The organism is Paenibacillus glucanolyticus NBRC 15330, assembly GCF_004000885.1.
Taxonomy (GTDB): Bacteria; Bacillota; Bacilli; order Paenibacillales; family Paenibacillaceae; genus Paenibacillus_AQ; species Paenibacillus_AQ glucanolyticus.
On the sequence record NZ_BIMC01000001.1, the window covers coordinates 625,739 to 644,458 of the forward strand.

The 18,720-nt window shown below is 44.7% G+C and carries 13 protein-coding genes; 1 reads left to right on the plus strand and 12 read right to left on the minus strand.

What is annotated here, in order from left to right; genetic code table 11:
• Positions 1 to 75: 75 nt before the first annotated feature.
• The 5 genes from pulA to PGL02S_RS02710 all read right to left on the minus strand — a co-directional run bounded on the left by pulA (position 76) and on the right by PGL02S_RS02710 (position 6,079).
• The gene (pulA, locus tag PGL02S_RS02690; RefSeq protein ID WP_036642263.1) at positions 76 to 2,028 is read right to left on the minus strand and encodes a type I pullulanase; all 1,953 of its coding nucleotides are present in this window, start codon (positions 2,026 to 2,028) and stop codon (positions 76 to 78) included.
• 12 nt (positions 2,029 to 2,040) lie between these two features.
• Entirely contained in the window at positions 2,041 to 3,345 is a 1,305-nt protein-coding gene (locus tag PGL02S_RS02695) for a DUF4129 domain-containing protein (RefSeq protein ID WP_036642261.1), read from the minus strand.
• A complete protein-coding gene (locus PGL02S_RS02700) occupies positions 3,342 to 4,448 on the minus strand; it encodes a DUF58 domain-containing protein (protein ID WP_036642259.1) in 1,107 nt (368 codons plus the stop codon). Before PGL02S_RS02700 ends, PGL02S_RS02695 begins: the two co-directional genes overlap by 4 nt.
• A gap of 12 nt (positions 4,449 to 4,460) precedes the next feature.
• On the minus strand, positions 4,461 to 5,441 hold the full coding sequence (locus PGL02S_RS02705) for an AAA family ATPase (protein WP_036642256.1): 981 nt from the start codon (positions 5,439 to 5,441) through the stop codon (positions 4,461 to 4,463).
• Positions 5,442 to 5,680: 239 nt separating this feature from the next.
• Positions 5,681 to 6,079, minus strand: a complete 399-nt coding sequence (locus tag PGL02S_RS02710; RefSeq protein WP_036642253.1) for an antibiotic biosynthesis monooxygenase family protein — start codon at positions 6,077 to 6,079, stop codon at positions 5,681 to 5,683.
• Between the two features lie 142 nt (positions 6,080 to 6,221).
• Here PGL02S_RS02710 and PGL02S_RS02715 point away from each other — a divergent pair, with 142 nt between their 5' ends.
• A complete protein-coding gene (locus PGL02S_RS02715; protein ID WP_006211142.1) occupies positions 6,222 to 6,524 on the plus strand; it encodes a hypothetical protein in 303 nt (100 codons plus the stop codon).
• Positions 6,525 to 6,642: 118 nt separating this feature from the next.
• Here the strand turns inward: PGL02S_RS02715 and PGL02S_RS02720 are convergent, their stop codons facing one another.
• The 7 genes from PGL02S_RS02720 to PGL02S_RS02755 form a co-directional block, all read right to left on the minus strand.
• Positions 6,643 to 7,578, minus strand: a complete 936-nt coding sequence (locus PGL02S_RS02720) for an NAD(P)/FAD-dependent oxidoreductase (protein WP_036642250.1) — start codon at positions 7,576 to 7,578, stop codon at positions 6,643 to 6,645.
• 168 nt (positions 7,579 to 7,746) lie between these two features.
• On the minus strand, positions 7,747 to 8,937 hold the full coding sequence (chrA, locus tag PGL02S_RS02725) for a chromate efflux transporter (protein ID WP_370511100.1): 1,191 nt from the start codon (positions 8,935 to 8,937) through the stop codon (positions 7,747 to 7,749).
• 677 nt (positions 8,938 to 9,614) lie between these two features.
• Positions 9,615 to 9,824 (minus strand): hypothetical protein, encoded by a 210-nt coding sequence (locus tag PGL02S_RS29090; RefSeq protein ID WP_370511099.1) that lies wholly within the window; start codon positions 9,822 to 9,824, stop codon positions 9,615 to 9,617.
• Between the two features lie 457 nt (positions 9,825 to 10,281).
• Positions 10,282 to 11,088: a hypothetical protein gene (locus tag PGL02S_RS02735; RefSeq protein WP_036642246.1), complete on the minus strand. Its 807-nt coding sequence runs from the start codon at positions 11,086 to 11,088 to the stop codon at positions 10,282 to 10,284.
• A gap of 66 nt (positions 11,089 to 11,154) precedes the next feature.
• Positions 11,155 to 11,811, minus strand: a complete 657-nt coding sequence (locus PGL02S_RS28660) for a polymorphic toxin-type HINT domain-containing protein (RefSeq protein ID WP_081742814.1) — start codon at positions 11,809 to 11,811, stop codon at positions 11,155 to 11,157.
• Positions 11,812 to 12,639: 828 nt separating this feature from the next.
• On the minus strand, positions 12,640 to 13,140 hold the full coding sequence (locus tag PGL02S_RS02750; RefSeq protein ID WP_036642245.1) for a hypothetical protein: 501 nt from the start codon (positions 13,138 to 13,140) through the stop codon (positions 12,640 to 12,642).
• 15 nt (positions 13,141 to 13,155) lie between these two features.
• A complete protein-coding gene (locus PGL02S_RS02755) occupies positions 13,156 to 18,375 on the minus strand; it encodes a polymorphic toxin-type HINT domain-containing protein (protein WP_036642244.1) in 5,220 nt (1,739 codons plus the stop codon).
• Positions 18,376 to 18,720 lie beyond the last annotated feature (345 nt).

An 18,720-nucleotide genomic window follows, 5' to 3' on the forward strand; every position in this document is an offset into this window, starting at 1 on the left:
TATCCACAGCATATCAGATGATGATAGAATCAGGCATTATTCATTTCTTGGTAAAAATCGCATCTGGGCGAGCGCCTAGCAAGCTAAGACTACAGCGCCGATCCCTTCTACAACAAGAGAATCCGAGTTTAAACGTTTAATCAGCTCTTCACCAAGCAGAATCTTCCACTCCCCAAGCTCAGGCAGCTTTAAGGAAGACTCCTTGCGTGCGGCATAATAGAGTACATAGATATGTTTCTCGGCGTCGCCGCCCGCATGATCACGAAGCGTGAAGGCTACGGTGTTCTCTGGACTATCCTCGAATCGCAGATGCAGCCGGATCGAAGCCGAATCCCGCAATCGAAATGCCGGATGATTCTTGCGAAGCTTAACGAGCCGCTGAATGTAGCTCACGCCATCCTGATGCTCTGAGGCCATGCCCCAGTCAAGCCGGTTCACCTCATCGCTGGAGTTGTAGCTGTTCTCCACACCGTTCTTGGAACGGTAATACTCCTGGCCTGCATGCAGGAACGGGATTCCCTGACTCGTAAGGATCATGGCCGATGACAGCCGGTGCATATCCCGCCGAACCGCATCATTCTCTCCGTCCGTAGACAGCATGATTTTATCCCAGAGCGTATGATTATCATGACACTCCACATAATTCACGCATTGTACCGGTTCGGAAGCAAAGGCCTTGATCTCTCCGGCATACGGAATGCCGCCCACGATACCCTGCTTGACCTTGCCCTGGTATCCAATACCGCCGCTTACAAAGCCTTTGTAATCGAAATGAAAGATATCCCCTTTGACGGCGTCACGGAATCCATCGTTAAAATGTGCGATGCGCGGCATCAACGCGGCCTGGCGCTGATTCGCTCTTCTCTCTTCAGCCAGCTCGGTATCCATTACCCAGCCTTCACCAATCGTGAGGATGGACGGATCGATTTCATCCAGACGCGTTCGGATTTCATTCATCGTCTCTATATCCATCAAGCCCATGAGATCAAAACGGAATCCGTCTATCCGATATTCCTTCACCCACTGCAATACCGATTCTACGATGAATTTCCGCATCATCGGCCGCTCGGTTGCCGTATCATTGCCGCAGCCGGAGCCGTTCGAGAAGGTACCGTCCTTCTTATAACGCAGATAATATCCGGGAACCAGCTTCGTGAAGTTGATCAGGTATCCATCGTATACATGGTTGTACACCACGTCCATGATGACTCGAAGTCCTTGATCGTGAAGCGTCTGTACCAATTGCTTCAGTTCCCGAATCCGTACCTCCGGTACATACGGATCCGTAGCATACGAGCCCTCGGGCGCATTGTAGTTCTTCGGATCATATCCCCAATTGTACTGCGGCTCGTGAAGTCTGGTCTCATCCACGCTTTCGGTTGCATAGTCGTATATCGGGAGCAGCTCCACATGCGTGACGCCGAGCTCAACAATATGGTCAAGACCTGTACGAATCCCCCCGGGGCCTCTTGTTCCTGACTCTGCAAGACCTGTGAACTTGCCCTTATCCGAAACTCCGCTATCCGGATGAATGGTGTAATCCCGGACATGCAGCTCGTAGATCACAGCATCCACGGGACTGTCCAGCGATGGCTTATCCGCTGTCCAGCGTTCCGGATCGGTTGTTGTCATATCCAGAATACAGGCGCGATCCCCATTAACGCCCACCGCTGTGGCATAGGGATCGACGGCTTCGTTCCATTGATCCCCGATCAGAACCTGGTAGGTATAGAACTTGCCTTGAAGATCCTCACGAACCTTCAGCAGCCAAGTCCCTTTCACATCCCGGGTCATGGCTATTCGGCGGGCATCCGGTGCTTTCCAATCCTCGTATAACAGGACATAGGCCTCACTAGCCGTTGGAGCCCAGAGACGGAAGGCCGACTCTTGAGTTTGGTAGGTCAGCCCCAGATCGCTACCTTCATAATAAAATTGCTGGTCAAATTCCTTGTCAAAGACGGAAACTCCTCCGGTTACGGCCGGATCACCATAATGAATAATGGCATTGCTCTCTTTTTGTACAGACAAGATGTTCACTCCTCATTTAAACTTCCTATCTTGTTGCAGCCGTTCAAATTCTTCCTTGGTAATGTCACGGTTGCCATAGCGCGCTTCCTCGTACAGCTCTATCAAGGATTGCGGAATGCGATCGCTCTGCCCATCCCAATCCTTAAGATCGTGTTCGGTTTCCCGAGGGGTCAGAGCCGCTTTCCAATTATAGCCTTCACGGATGCTTCGGGAAAGTATCCTGCGATACATTTGGCGGATTTTCTGATTCAGGTGTTCCGATTCTTCGCCCTCACGATGCCTTCCACCGAAACGCACACCGGACAACAATCGTCTAAGACGTTTCGATGCAGGATCGTGTTCGATATTCTCCACTTCATCCTCATAACCCAGCGAGGGCTGAACGTTCTGTCTGTTGATCATTCTGTTCATCCACGCCGAGAATTTTCTGTAGAGCGTAGGCAGCACTTTGCCGAATCTGAACAAGACGTATACAACCCCAACCCCGATAGCAAGGAATACACCATAGATCAACATTTGTTCAAGCACTTTCATCCACTTGCTTGGCGACTTCGGTTCTTCCTCCATCATAGGCATTTCGGGCAGCGGCTCTGCCATCGAAGGCGGCTCCGGAGCCTGCTCTGCTCCAGAGCCGAACAGCCCGGAGATCCAGGCTGCTATTCCCCTCGCGAGATCGGAGAACCACTGCTGAAGCTGTGGCAGAAAAGCCACGATTCCGATTAGGATCAGTAGTACGATAATAAACCATCGATTGTAGCGCAGAACGCGCCGTTCCAATACCGGCTGATCTTTGCCCGGGAGCGTCTCATCGAGCACGAACTGCCGATTGACGATCAGCAGCGTCAGTACCAAGGCAGCAGCTCCCATCCACGTCAGAGCCGGTATTCCATCCTGAAATGAATCCATGAAGCTTAGTATGAAACTGCTGACCCCGTACAGGATCAAACCGACCAGGAAATAGGTGCCCGGGAACATCAGATTCCAGCTTATCTGCTCCATTCGGCTCCCGCGATAACTTGCAACAAATAATACGGGAATGGAATAGGCGAGAGCGAGATCAACTCCCAGCATGGCAATGGATAACAACACGGAAACCAGGCAGCCCCATAAGAATGCCTTGAATTGACGATTGAATTTAAATAACTGCCCTCCAGTATAACCCAGTATGTACCCCGCTAATACCAGCGCAGGCCATATCCATCGGAAGGATTCAGGCATTAAGTAGAATGCGGAAATAAACAGAACGGGGAAAAACAATATACACTCTACGAAGCCCTGCAGCAAAGCCTTCATATATTCCGATACGTGAAGATTCATGCTGACACCTCCTTCGCAGGAGAAGGAAAATCTGCGAGAGGGAGGACGTCGACACGATGTCCATTCTCACGAAACCGCTGCAACATCTCTTCCAGCCTTGGGCTCACATAAGTGGTCAGAATAAGGATATCCCTTGCCTCCTCATGCCGCGACAGCTCATAAGCCAGGTAATCATGAAAAGAAAGTCTGCGGGTGAGTTCCAGCCTTGCCAGCATTTCGAATATCAGATGCTGCTGCTCCATGCCGCCTGCAACGGGGACAAAGGGGTCATACTCGGTCTCCTCACCCAGCGTACCGTTCGTCCCCATTCCGATCTCCATCCCTTGCGACAATAAATGCGCCGTTATTCCAGCTGCCAGCCGGATTCCATGCTCGATGGGCTCAGGCCTTGTAGCTTTGCTCCACATCTGCTCATGGTCCTCAATATTCAGGTAGATTAACAGACGGCTGTCTGCGGTCGTATCCCGTCTGTGAACCTGCAGGGTGCCCGTCCGTGCAGTGGCCTTCCACTGAATATCCTTCAGCGGATCTCCATCCCGATATTCACGAACACCCGAAATGAGAAACGGGTCCTCCATGATCCATCTGCGGACCAGCATTTCGCCCATCCAGGTCTGCACGGGCAAATCCATATCCGACACATCAAGCGGCATTGGATACACCAAAATTCCGCCGGTTAATGTCTTACTCTGCACAATCGATTCCAGTCCGATCAGATCGCCTGTTGTCATCGATACGGTTCCCAGCTTGTACAGACCTCTTTGCTTCGCGGTAATCCGATGTCTGCGCAGGATTTTGGTCCATGGCAGAAGACTGAAGAAACTCTTGTGGTTCTGATTGAATTGTCCCTCACTGATATCCAGGTTTAATTGATTATCGAAGGCCAGACCCGAGCGGAATTGGGACTCTACCCTCAACCAGGGGACAGGCAATGCTTTGCGGTTCTCTATGATTTCGATCAATTCGACGGAATCTCCCTCATAACAAGTCGACACCTTGAAGGAACGGCTGTAATTCAGCTTTTTCAATGCCATCCGTTTAAAAATCTTGCCCTGTACAACGACAACCACAGCGGCGATGAACAATATCCAGTAGGCTCCCATGGCAACCGCCCCCTACGACGAAATGCCTTCTTCTGTCGGTACGGAAACCTGCTGCAGCAACCGCTCGATCACTTCTTCAGAAGCGGCGGCCCCGCCCCGGCTTTGAAGTGTGCCCCGAAGCTTCAACCGGTGTGCCCAGGCCGGTACAGCCAGCTCCTTCACATCGTCAGGCGTCACAAACTCCCGGCCCTGCAGGACAGCTTGTACCTGTACGGCCTTCAGCAGGGCCTGACATCCCCTCGGACTTACTCCGGAGGCAACCGCTTCATCCCTTCTGGAATGCTCCGCCAACGAAACGATGTAAGCTAACATCTCGTCACTGACATGCACCTTGTTGACAATTTGCCTGGCTTTCACGATGCTATCAGAGGCTGCAATCGCCGCAAGCGACTCCAAGGGTTGATTATCCTTGAATCGCTTCAGGATATCGACGCTTTCCTGTGAGGTGGGATAGCCCATATTCAGTTTAAACAGGAATCGGTCCAGCTGCGCCTCCGGCAGTGGAAATGTGCCCTGCTGCTCCAGCGGGTTCTGCGTGGCGATGACCAGGAAGGGTTCCTCCAGCTGATGGGTTACCCCGTCAATGCTGATCTGCCGCTCCTCCATGCACTCCAGCAAGCTGGACTGCGTGCGGGGCGTTGCTCTGTTAATCTCATCGGCAAGAAGGATATTCGTGAACAAAGGGCCCGGCCGAAATTCGAACGCCGAGGATTGTTGATTATAGAAATATATACCGCTCAGATCAGACGGCAGCAGATCCGGGGTAAACTGAACTCTTTTAAACGTGCAGTCAATGGACTTCGAGATGGATTTGGCCAGCAAGGTTTTCCCCGTGCCCGGTACGTCTTCAAGCAGAACATGGCCAGAGGTCACCATCGCAATAAAGAGCCTGTCGATCAGCTGTTCCTTACCCACCATAACTTTGGAAACGTTTGCTCGAATATCATCAGCAAGACGGCGAACGGCATGATAATCTGTAATGATTGGAACCACCCCTTATATAGTTTAACTTAACAACAAAGTTCGGCATGACCTGCCATAATTCCTGTTATTCGGTGCAAAATAAGGCACGGTCTGCGTAAAACTTCCGTTTTCCCGAGCGGACCAGCCAGACGACCATTCACTCTTCATAGTCATAAATAAGGCAAGAAGCTGTCCAGGGACAGCTTCAGGATTCATCATATAGATGTTGATTGTATCGCTGATCTGTTATAATTGCCCATGAAAAAAGATCAATCAGAAGCAGATTCCTCATCTGCATCTGCATCTGCATCCGCATCCAATCCGCTGCCTGGGATCAATAGTTTGACCAGCTCCAATTCAGCTTGCTCGCGACTGTCGATCCGAATGTCGATATAATGCTTGACCTCAGGCGGACTTGCGTAGAATGGTTCAAGCAATGCTGACCATTTCTTATAATCCGGGTGTCCCCGGAAACCGAGCAAATGATCTTTAATCCCGCTCCAGCGAACAAGGAATATATATTCATCCCTGTTCTCCACACATTTATGAAGCTCATGATCTACATATCCCTTCTTCGTTAACAGAACGCCGGAAGCCGCCCGGAAGGCGCTCTCGAAATCACTCGCAAGCCCGGGTTTAATATAAAGTATCGCTGATTCCAGTATCATATCGTTCCCCCTCTTGATATTTATCCATCAACCGTGAGGCAGCTTGTACTTTGACGGCATCACGCTATGAAAACAGTAGGTGCAGTCAAGTATATGCTGATATAATAAGAAGAATGAATACACTAACGAGGATGAGACAAACATGGCATTCGGCATCTCCAAACAGGAATTGCAGCAATGGAAGCAGCAGGTGGCGCGAGGCGACATCGCTTTTTTGACTCACTACTGGTATGACAAGCGATTCCCCCAGTTCAATACCGTAACCAAGGTGGGCTGTTCGAACATCCGACGTCTTGAAGATTGGTGTTTGTCCAATGGGCTCAATCCGGAGTATATCCATCACCGCCTGCCTTACCCGCATTTTGATCTGATCGGTCCCAAGCAGACCGAATTGCTGCATAAATATGAGCTTGAAGACCATATCACCCGATTTGGTCTGACTTAACAAAACCCGCCCTGTTTCACGGTTCTCATAGAGCATACCGTGCAAACAAGGCGGGTTTTTTAGAATCCTGCTGCAATTAGCTTAGACGGAAGCTTACTCAGACTCGCCGCCAGAGCCATCAGATTGCAGATTTACCTGTCAGCTGCTTCAATGTTTTGTTAATCCAGATGGCAGCCGTTGCACCTTCCCCCATAGCTACCGTGGTCAATTCGGAATGAACTCCCAAGTCACCTGCGGCCCAGAGCCATTCAACGCTTGTCATTTTGGACCTGGGATCGGTTATGACATGTCGATTATGCTCAAGCTCTGCCCCGAGCTGCTCAGCCAATTCCGAATAAATGCTGTTCCCTCCAAAGGAGATAAACCCCCGCTCCGCAGGCAAAAGGCTCCCATCCTCCAGCACGACAGCAGAGATGATGCCGCTCTCCTCAGAACGAATCTCCGCTACCTTCTTCTCCACATACGGAATCCCGAGCTCAGCTAATTGGCGCATATGCTCGGAAGAAGCCGGCTTCCCCTCATGATTGACATAGGTAATATCCCTGGTTCGCTCCGATAGCAGCAAGGCCATACTGGCACCGGGATCTCCTGATCCCATCACGACGGTCTTCCGATTCTGGATTTCATACCCGTCACAATCAGGACAGACAAACACCGAACTGCCTAGCGTCGACATCAGGCCCGGAAGCTCCGGGAACCGGTCCATCAAGCCGGTTGCCAGCAGCAGGGTTCGCGCCCGGTATTGGGCTCCGTCTTTCCCGGTTAACACAAAATGCCGCGCTTCATCCCGCTCCGCCTTCCGAATGTCATCCGCTGCAAAAGCAACGCCGACAGCCTCTGCCTGCTTGCGTCCCCGCTGCCTCAGCTCTTCGCCTGAAACCCCGTCCGGCCAGCCGAGAATGTTGCGGTAGCTCTTGCATATCGTGGAACGCCCCGTTCCCCTGTCGATCACCAGCACGTCGTAAGCTGAATACCGCCCCAATTGTATAGCGGCCTGCAAACCAGCAATACCGCCGCCAATAATGATGCAATCCTTCACTTTGGTGTCTATCATGTAGGTTCTCCACTCATTTCTATATAGAATTCATAGCTGGAGCTTTTTGTATCCGGTATGCTTCCTGCAAAAGGTATACCCTAAATATTTAACCAATTCATGGAGATTTACTCCTGGCAATAAAATAGACCCTGGCACACCATGCCAAGGTCTAAGCTAAATCATGCCTTACAGAAGCAGCTGACCGGCTATCGCACCGGCAATCACAACAAGCCACGGCGGGCTTTTCCAGAACATCAGCATTCCAAACAATCCCGCTCCCATCACGAACTCAAGCGGACTATGAATAGAAGATGTCCATATCGGGTGATACAATGCGGCCAGCAAAATACCGACTACAGCTGCATTCATCCCTGTCAACATGCCTTGAAGTTTAGGGTTTCTGCGAATGCTGTTCCAGAACGGCATCGACCCCACGATGAGCAGAAATCCGGGCAGAAAAATAGCAAGTGTTGCCACGATGCCCCCAGGTATTCCTTGTATTACAACACCGAGGTAAGCCGCAAATGTAAACAGCGGTCCAGGTACAGCCTGTGTTGCCCCATAACCGGTCAGGAAATCCTCCTTGGACATCCAGCCGTTTAGCACCGTCTCACTCTCAAGCAGAGGCAGAACCACGTGACCCCCGCCGAACACAAGTGACCCGGCACGGTAGAAGCTGTCAACAATGGCCACCCAGCCATTATCGGTCATCGCTCTCAGCAGCGGGAGCCCCACCAGCAAAACAACAAACAAACCTAGGCAAAACAGTCCGGCTGTCCGTCCAATAGGGATCTTCATATCGGCAGCCTTCTCATCGTTAGCCTGCCGCTTAAACAACCACAGTCCCGATATACCGGCAAGGGCAATGACCATTACTTGAGATATGGGGGATTGCCACAGCAGAACGACAGCCATTGCTATAAACGCTAAAGCCGCACGCACGGGGCCCGAAGCCAGCTTCCCCGCCATCCCGAGAACCGCTTGAGCTACGATCGCGACTGCAACAATTTTCAGTCCTTGAATCCATCCGGCCGAGCCCGGATCGAAGGTCTGCATCAGATAGGCAAAGATCATCAGCATGAGCACGGACGGCAGCGTAAAGCCGAGCCATGCCACTATGCCGCCCCATAGTCCCGCTCTCATCACACCGACACCAATTCCGACCTGGCTGCTGGCCGGTCCGGGAAGGAACTGAGCCAGTGCTACCAGATCGGCATAACTTTTCTCATCCAGCCACTTTTTTCGCTGAACATAAGTTCCGTGGAAATAGCCGAGATGCGCAATCGGTCCTCCAAACGAGGTGAGTCCCAGCTGAAGAGCAGTCCACCACGTTTCGCTAAGGGCGCGCCATCTTCCGGACGGTTGATTATCGCCCATTTGAGCCTGTGCCTGTGCTTGTTCTTTCTCGATCTCTGTGTTCAATATGTCTTCGCTCCCCTTACGCTAAAGTTCAATGGAAATAGGATTTTCATGAGTGCATGCCTAGGCATGCATCGTATGATCAAATTTTAGGTTACAACATATGCACAACATCAATCCACCTCTTTATGTAAACGCTATGTAAAATCTGAGCGCTAACTGCTATTACTGTTCACCTTGCACCGAGTACTTATAAGATAGGAGACAAATTTATGAAGCTATTGCTTTCATAGTCGATGTATGTCTGATGATAGTTGCGGAAGACACTCTATCTGAGAAAACCGTAAGAAAGCGATGATAAGGTTTTCCCCTTTAAAACGCTGTGCGTACACAATTTTGAATTTTGGTACAGGGATGACAAAAGTTAAGTCCTTTCAAGATATGCCACCCGATTCATTCGCCACGGAGTGGGGGTAAGAAAGACCTTGAGGATCCCCCCAAGGTCTACCAAAAAATCCACAATAATCTTTTAATCAATGTTTGACCATAAATCCTAACAACATTTCCGAGGTAGGATACTTAAATAATCATCCATATCTTTACCTTTTAAAGTGAATAAACACTCGTAGAAACCTATTTCTTCCTCATTAAACAAAAGATTTATTTTTTACAATTGCAACCACTAACCCTTCCTCTTACCTGAAAGTGCAATTTAGACCCCTTAAATCTCCCGTCTCTAATCCCTTGATTGCCGCATCGTAACCATTTTTATCTGGTGATAACTTCTTAGCGGTTCTAGTCGCAGACTTTGAAATTGATACATTACATTTGGTGTTATGTACACGAATACCCAAGTCCGTTACATAATACGTATGGTAGTCCGCAACCGTAAAGTTATAAACCATGACAGGCTCATCTAGTTTAATGAATTCAATTTTATCAATCGTCAAATCGTTCCGTCAGCCTGTTGGAGTTTGTCCCCTTAACTCCACCCAATGTCTAGCGGTAAGAGTATCAAAATCAATGAGTTTCTGTGAAGACATCATTTTTTTTATTGATGCTCTATGGTGCTTGCTAAGTCAACAATAACGCTACAAGTATAGTAGTGATTGTACTTGGGCGGATACTGGATGATGTTCTCCATCGCTATTTTCTCATCGGGCTTGTACACCAGTTCCACTCTCGTTCGCTCTCCATTTCTGCTATCCCCTTACTTTGCCGCTCGGCCTTTTTATCATAATTCCAACAAAATGCATGATTGACCTGTAACTACATCCGACATTGGAGGCTCAGAAGTATTGAGTTAAGCAAAGAAAAGCCTTAAAGGAGAATATAATCCTTCAAGACTTTATTTAAAGCTAGTTAATTAATGTAATAATGTGACAAAAAGCATTGCTCTGCGTTGGATTTGATCCCTCTTAGAACTATAAAGTTTGCACTTTGTTCGGTCAGTTTTCTCGCTTTAAGAAATATGTTCGGGGACACTGTGTCAATTCTTGCTACTTCATTTCCTTCTTTAATTGCTTGAATAAACTCCTCATGTACGGATAGGAAAATCCCATTTAGATAAATCACTTCGTGCCCTAACTTATTCGGAATCTTTGATACAATTTTAATATCATTCATATAATCAAAATTTACTATTTCATTATTGATCCTGTCCTTATAAGTCAGTTTTTCAGTTCCACCCTCAAAAATCAGATATTTGCTCGAATCATTTAACATTTTGTGAACGGTGGGGTATTCCTTTTCAATCCCTAACATGTCGAGTTCCTGTAGCGAAAACAGGCTAGTATCGATCCTATAATATCTCTTGTTTCCGCATAACATGATAACTTCATGACCTGACCAGAAGTATATGTTAGATAGCCCACACTCATCAATGTCCGCATTAAAGTCTATAACTTTTTGAAATGCTGTATCAATATTTAAGTATACAAACACTTTATTGTCGGGACAGTATAAGATAACCTCATTTTTATAAGGATTCTTATAAACTGTGTGAATTAAGATACCTTCAAAAATATCAATTGTGCTCAGCAACTCTAAATTCTTGTTGTATAAATTGATTCCTGAATAATTGTTATTAACAATTATAATTCCATGGTGACATTCAAGAACGTATATATCATTATCCTCAACAAAACACTCGCTTTGTAGATTTATCATCAATTTCACCCCCCTGCTATTTTGATGTGCAGGATATGGGCAGTCCCCACACCCTGCACGTAACAATTATTTTATATTTATCTTCTTGTTAAGGTCACGTGTTCCGGGTTTTAGTTTTCCCGTTAAAACGTCTGCTTCTCCAATATGGTTTCCTCTCTTATCATATACTTCTAGATGAGAACCCTTTCCTGAATGGAAGATATCTCTATGATAATATTTATCTCCGTTTCTATAAACTTGTGCACCCTTTACCGGATTCATCTTTGTTTTTGTAAAACTTCCGTTGCCTAATGCAGTTTCTTTATCAATCGGAACTCTATTATTTTTAATAAAGTCAGGTGTACAACTATTATGTGTCCAAATTCCAAGGTTAGAAACAAAGTACGTATGAAAGTCCTTCACCTTAAAGTTATAGACAGTCTTATGTTCCTTCTTAACCTCAATCTTTTCAATGGCTAACTCCTTGCCATCCGATGTTGTTAGAACATCGCCCACCGCAAGATGCTGTGCTTCCACCCAACCTCTGCCGACAATCCAGAACGGATGCTCATCGGTTGTCGTTATAACTTCGCCGCCAACAGTTATATTATACGTTTCTTCTACTACACGTTGGAAGAGCCATTCGACGTCCTTGTATGCCTGTTCCCCTGTTTCGTCATCCTTAGCAAGAACCTTATCTCCGACCTCAATGTCTTCGATAGGTTTCTCCCCTTCGTTAGTTATAAACTTGAATTGGGCAAAGAGAACGACGACAACTTTATGAAGCTATCGCCGCCAGTTCTGGCATAGGTGTAATACGACATTCTGTCTTGTTTCTCATCATGCTGTAAATGATAGTTACTAGCCTTCTCATAATGCAGATGATGGCTTGTTTCTTCTTTTTCCCTTCACTTAATCGTCACCTCGTCCATGTACGAATTAGTGGGTTTGTTACTTTTAGTCAACCAGAAGTCTTTTCCCTTTGTCTTCATCATTCGTTCCTTCCTTTTTACAAACATTGTCTGTACCGCCCTGTGGCGGCTTATGAAGTCAGTAAGGCGGCTAGCCCTTCACGTTACCTTACCTTTTCTATATCAACTGGCACGTTACCAAATTGTTTTACACAATAAGAATCGCTTCATATGTCCAGATCGTTGCGAAGCAAAATGAATAATTTGTTACTTCCCCCACACCATAGTAGTCGGACTATGTATCTCTATAGTTGCGGAGATTCTCTTCTCGCCCTCCCTATCAGCTTAGGAGGAGGTTTGTTGCGATTACTTACAATTCTAATTTATTTGGCAAAAACCGTGAGAAAACGAAGGGTAAGGTAATCGGAAATTACGGTGGTATCTGATGATTTTAAGGTTTTGATAAAGCAGGAAGTTACTAAGAAAAGGGTATAAAATTCAATTGTTGAGTGGTTTTGTGTGTACACGACATTTTGAAGAAAATTCATAGGGGGATTACAAGGGTTAGGTTAGCTTGGAATTAGTAGTCCGATTCATTCGGCAAAGGGTGGGGGTAATAAATAGACCTTGAGGGCAAATTCCCCACAAGGTCTCTGTTCTATTATTCTGTGATTAGGTAGCTGACGTTAAACAATATATTCTTTAGATTTAATTGATTAATAAAATCATGAATGGATAAATTACCCTGAATTATTTCACAATCCCCCCCCTGATATCTTGCCAAAAACATAATTGTTTTTGATGGAGACTGTTCTATAAAAAAACTTAGTATCCTTTCGAAGTCCATCTTAAATTGCGGTCTAATAATCAAAGGTGTTAGATTATATATTACATCTTCATTTTCAATCCAAAAAGGGACGGGTAAATGTTGAGCATCTCTTTCAAAATCTGAATCACACAGAAGAAAAGCATTTTTAATTCCTTCGTCATCTTTGACTAACGAATACCAAATCCCTTTTGTCTGACTCATGAATTTCCAAGTAGTTCCGAACCTTCTGATTTCCTGATTGTCCCTTTCATTCATTACCTCAATTGAAGATTTAAAAGGTATTTGTACAGGATCTTCTTGGTTTACTATTACGACTTCCAAATCGAATGACATATATCTCTCCTTTTCTCACGGGAGGAATGTGTTAATGTTCCAGTTAGTATCAAATGATGTTTTTCCATCCCTTGACATAATTCTAATTGTCCCGTCAGAACTCAAATGAATATCCGGATTATTACCCACTTTTTTCATCGAAGCCTTATACGGGGAGTTTTTATTAGTCAAGTCTTTAATAATATCCTGCTTCACCTGGTGAAATTGCCCCTTTTTCAGGTCGAATTTCCTTTCTATTTCTTTGGCAGAAAAATTTTTGAAATCCACTTTACAGTTATGCACCCATATTCCAAGATTGGATACAAAATACGAATGGAAATCAGCTACCTCAAAGTTATAAACCGTTGCTTCTCGTGGCTCTTTCTCAATCTTATCTATCGCTAGTGTAGAACCATCACTCGAAACAAGCAAGTCCCCAACCATAAGGTCTTTAACAAAGGTCCATCCCTTGCCATCAAGCCAAAATGGATGTTCCGCAGTAGCTTCGATGATTTCATCACCGATGTGGACCTTGTAAATTTCATCAGCTTGTTTTTGGAACAGCCCTACGACCTCTTTATACGCGACTTCTCCAGTTTCATCAGACTTAGCAAGAACCTTATCTCCGACCTCAATGTCTTCGATAGGTTTCTCCCCTTCGTCTGTCAGAACTTTGGTGCCTGCTACAAAACAGTTACAACCTTTAGTTATCTTAGATATAGCTTTACCGGCTGCTTTTGCCCCTGCTACAATTCCTCTGCCTACCCATCTTGCAAGTTCCCATACAGCTCTTATTCTAGCTTCTCCAGATGGATCAATAAACGATACTGGATTGTTACCTACATAGTTGTATCCGTTCTGAGTCGTTGGTTCAAGTGCAGAACCTGATAAGGGATCTTTTGTAAGAAATGCACCTGTATTAGCATCGTAATACCTAGCATTTAGATAATATAACTCCAGTTCAGCCTCGTATCGATAACCCGCATAACGATATGGATTAATATTTGCTAGATCGCCCTCTGCTTTAAGTATATTTCCCCATGCATCATACTCGTAGCTTGCAACGATGTCCTCATTAGAATTTGTGATATCAACAATGTTCCCATATCCATTAGTATGATAATAGTATGTTGAACCATCATAATCAAAACCAACTAACTTCCCATCTATATCATAAAAATACTCTAAGATGGTGTTTCCATGATCATCTGTCTCGTACAGAACCTGGTCTCCGCTATAATAGTAATTTCGGATGCCTTGACTGCTTTCTGTACGAATTCGCTTGCCCTCTTCATCATAGCTAGCCTTAAAGATGATTGTATTGCTTTTCTTACTTTTCACCTCGACAAGCTGGTCCAACTCATTATATACATATTGATACTCTGCATTTTCAGTAAGGTTACCATTGCTGTCATAATTGTATTTCTCATTGTTCACCGTTTCCAACTGGTTTGCACCATTAAACGATGACACCATGCTTTCAACTTCCGCACCTCTATGAATTTCTTTTAAAGAGCGGTTACCAACATCATCGTACTCATAATAAATAATCGTCCCATCTGCAAGCTCTTCCTTAACAAGCTGGTCCTTATTATCATAGGTATACGTAATCTCTCCACTAGGTGAACTAATTCCAACAATCCGATTATTTTTGTCATAGTTGTATTTGTACTCGCTGATCATGGATTGATCTGATTTCGAATTACGGTGTACTGTAATATTCTTGGCTAAGTCATAATCGGTTTTGGTTGTGGTTCCATTGTTTCTGGTTCCAGCTACTTCGTAACCGGCTTGATTATAATCGTAAGTCGAGAGAACCTCACCATCAACTTTCATTTCAGTCAACTGATCAGCTTGGTCCAGACCGTATTCTATATTAGTTTCAACAGATCCATTTGAATAAACCAGTGATTTAAGAATTCCATTCTCGTAGTATACATACTGAATATCGGAGTTTCGGTCCTTAATATTTGAGATTGCATTATTCTTGTTGTAGTTGTAGATCTTATTTCCATTTACAGTAACGATATTTTGATTTTCATCATATTGATAGGAATAGAGAAGATCGCCATTTACTTTAGTATGAACAAGTAAATTTAGTTCGTTGTATTCGTTAATGAATACATCCCCGTTTGGCGTCATCGTATGGATAAGATTTCCGTTGGAATCATAATCATATTGGTACATATTCCCAATCGCATCAATAGACTTCTCTAATTGACCTGACTTGTTATACTCATATATTTTTGATTTTCCATTGGCATATCCTGTTTTGTTTAAGTTTCCTAGCTTATCGTACTCGTAGGAAGTAATGCTGCCATCAGGTTCGATTACTTTGACTAACTGGTTGAGTTTATTATACTCATATTTTGTGAGGTTGCCTTTACCATCAGTTGTGCTAATTATGTTTCCAACCGCATCTGTTTTTTGAACTGTTGCATTTCCCTTGGGATCGAAGGACGTCTCAATGTAATTGTTAGCATCATCGTATTCGTAGGTTTCCTTGGTACCATCGGCCAGAACAACTTCTTTTAAATTACCGTAATCGTCATAACTGTAAGAAGTGACTTGATTTTTTGCATCCGTAACTGATTCTAAGTCTCTTCCATTTGGATAGTACTTATAGGTAGTTACGTTCTTTCTTTCATCCGTTTCTGTAAGAACACGACCGAGATTGTTATACGTATAAGATTTTGCATACCCTGCTTCATCAATTTCTTTCAATATGTTCCCTTCATCATCATACTGCAGTTCAAATATATTCCCTTTAGCATCCTTTGTCAGAAGAGGATTGTGATTCTCATCATACGTAATGGAAATCGTTCGTCCTTTAGCATCTATTATGGATTCCACAGCATAGTCTGTATTAAGTGTATACTTTTCTACGTTACCCATAGAATCCGTTACAGTTGCTTCATGGTTTACTGTATCGATCTCATACGTCGTTACACTAGACGAATCTTTGAAAGGTTCCTTTACGGTCTCAATTACATCCTCACCCGCATAAGTGAACTCTGAGATTCCACCATTTGGATCAGTAACTTTCCATATGAGCCCTTTGTCGTTGTACTGGAAATGGGTCCTGACAAAGGTATCGCTTGTTTCGTAATACTCCATACTCTCCAAACGCTTCTTGGAGTCATATGCATATTTTGTAATTTCCCCTTCAAGCGTGGCCGATTCTACCATACCCAGTGCATTATAAGTGAAAGCCAAAACCCTTCCGGAAGGGTCAACAATGCTCTCTAATCGCCCTTGAGCATCATGGTTATAAGTTAATCGGTTATCATTTAAATCTTCTTCATAGCTGATACGAGCTTTGATGATGCTTACTTCTGGATCGCTCTTTAATGCGTCAAAATAGGTGCGATATCCGTATTTATCTGTAATTACATATCCCGTTACGGCACCATACTCGTTTCTTTGTTTACTGAGATTCAAATATTTCCCAGGCGGCGAAGTATATGTTCCGTTGCCCGAATTGTACTCAAAATAATGCGTTGTACCGTCTGCCTCTGTATAAAAGACCCTGCCAGTTTTATGTGAATCAATAAGGGTCTCTGACCCGCTATATGACCATCCATATCCAAACGGTGATGATTCTTTCGACTTGGAATTGTAGGTTCTTGTAAATGCGAGCTGAACATCCCCTCTGCCTGTTAGAGAAAAGTCGTTATATTCGAGAATATTGTTGCCTGTTCCTAAATTTGTATAATTGGTTCCCGAATTCAGGGCTATATTGTTGAAGATCCAATGATCTTCCAATCCCAATCGACTGGCAGAAGTATAGGTTACGCTTAGAAGAGGAGTATACTTCGTATTGATCGTGTCATCGCCAGAGATAAATTTCTTGTACGTGTTTGTTGTTTCAGATGTGCTTTTCAACAGAAACCCAATATTAGAGTCCGGCTGATTGATCCATTTCTCAACCATGTAAGGTGTCAAAGACCATTTATAATTTGCAGCAAGCGATGTTAAGGGTCCTACAGGAACGGTAGCAATGTGCGAAGCGTTATAATCTCCTCCTGGAGTCGACCATAGTTTGCCTGCATCAGCATACATCCATGATGCCGAGTATTCCGTCCAAGGAGTGTTCACCGCATGCAGTGTGACATTCATATTAGTATCATTGGACACAGCAGCTAGCCATAAATTTAGATCGGCAGTAATGATATTTACACCTTGAGGAATGGAATTCACATTAAATTTCAATAAGGATCGAATGACATTGTTTTGCGTTGAGTTCTTGTATAGACCTACACCAATCGTTGTCTCGGTTGGTGCCGTTTGTTTCGGGAACTCGCTTCTAATATTCGTATCCGTTACAGCATACTGCGGTTGAAACTTCACTATGGTTGGATCCAAGGTCACCGGGTATACGCGTTCCTTATCAAGGAGCCAGTTTTGATCCGGTACAAGATCCAAGTATAGTTGATTATTTTCAGAGCGAATATCGTAATGAATATCATAGGAAATCGCTTCTTCCGGAATACTGCTCACCCCGGATACTTCTTTATATCCATCTGGCCGGAATGAATCAAACATCATAGGTGCCTCAAGATAATATTTCGTTTCCCCCGAATCTTTATCTACCAATAGGATGGATCCGTTCTCCTGTTCTTTATAGGTAAGGTTATCCAGATCCAATGAGAAACTGTAGATTACAGGATTATCCATGTTTGATGGACGCTCTTTCAAGATGATCTCTTCTTTTATACGATCATTTCCAAGCGTATACTTTAGATCGGCGTTGTCAAATATTTCAGGATATACAACTTCATTTTGTTCTACCTCCGCAGGAGTTTCCTCGGCGGTAGCAGATAACTCTTCTTCCATTGGACTTAAGTTGATTTCGTACTCATCTTCGGAGATATGTAGTAATTCATCTGTAGTGGAGAAGGTGCTATGTAAATCAACACTTAGTGGGTGATCATTTGAAACAATTTTGTTCTCTTCTTTTTTCAAATCATTTACGATCGGCTTCCATTTACTTATACCTTCATCGTAGTAGTGAATAGGTATTGGTGAAATGTCTGTCGTGTAGGACCCATCACTATTCAGGTAAGTTTTGGAGTATTCACTCCGCTCCGAAGCAACCTCAACTCTCTTTGTTTGGTCTACGGCAGATAAACCTTGTGAACTTTCCGTACTTTTGGTTTTTGTGGACAATGCAATGATATCGGGACTCACGATCGTGGTCGTTAACAATGCGCTAGCAATGGTAAGCGAAATCATCCTTTTTAAGTTCTTTTTCATGTGTCAGCTCCTGGATGTTTTTTTGAACTACGTGTCTTCAAATCTAATTTAACCATAACAAAATAGAGGCCAATGATAGAACAAAGGCCGCTAAATGAAGTTAGCTTTTCAAATTACCTGCGATAATGTCGAAGCAGGTTGAATAACATTCCACCTGGTGGCATCCTATATAAGGCCAACAGTCGCAAATTTCGCCGAGCTTTGCGATGCTACTTGGGATGACAGCCACTGCATGCTGGGGCTCAATCATTTTTAAAAATAGTGCTCGTGTCGTAACATCGAAGGGCAATCACAGTCTCTTCGGTGAGATCGATCATCGCGTATGTTGTATCGTGTTTTCATTTG

Bases quoted from the DNA above. Each gene is read 5' to 3' on its own strand.
- PGL02S_RS02710 (WP_036642253.1), bottom strand. From the start codon at position 6,079: ATGATACTGGAATCAGCGATACTTTATATTAAACCCGGGCTTGCGAGT.
- PGL02S_RS02715 (WP_006211142.1), top strand. From the start codon at position 6,222: ATGGCATTCGGCATCTCCAAACAGGAATTGCAGCAATGGAAGCAGCAG.
- PGL02S_RS02700 (WP_036642259.1), bottom strand. From the start codon at position 4,448: ATGGGAGCCTACTGGATATTGTTCATCGCCGCTGTGGTTGTCGTTGTA.
- PGL02S_RS02750 (WP_036642245.1), bottom strand. From the start codon at position 13,140: ATGTCATTCGATTTGGAAGTCGTAATAGTAAACCAAGAAGATCCTGTA.
- PGL02S_RS29090 (WP_370511099.1), bottom strand. From the start codon at position 9,824: ATGGTTTATAACTTTACGGTTGCGGACTACCATACGTATTATGTAACG.
- chrA (WP_370511100.1), bottom strand. From the start codon at position 8,937: ATGGGCGATAATCAACCGTCCGGAAGATGGCGCGCCCTTAGCGAAACG.
- PGL02S_RS02695 (WP_036642261.1), bottom strand. From the start codon at position 3,345: ATGAATCTTCACGTATCGGAATATATGAAGGCTTTGCTGCAGGGCTTC.
- PGL02S_RS02755 (WP_036642244.1), bottom strand. From the start codon at position 18,375: ATGAAAAAGAACTTAAAAAGGATGATTTCGCTTACCATTGCTAGCGCA.
- PGL02S_RS02735 (WP_036642246.1), bottom strand. From the start codon at position 11,088: ATGATAAATCTACAAAGCGAGTGTTTTGTTGAGGATAATGATATATAC.
- PGL02S_RS02720 (WP_036642250.1), bottom strand. From the start codon at position 7,578: ATGATAGACACCAAAGTGAAGGATTGCATCATTATTGGCGGCGGTATT.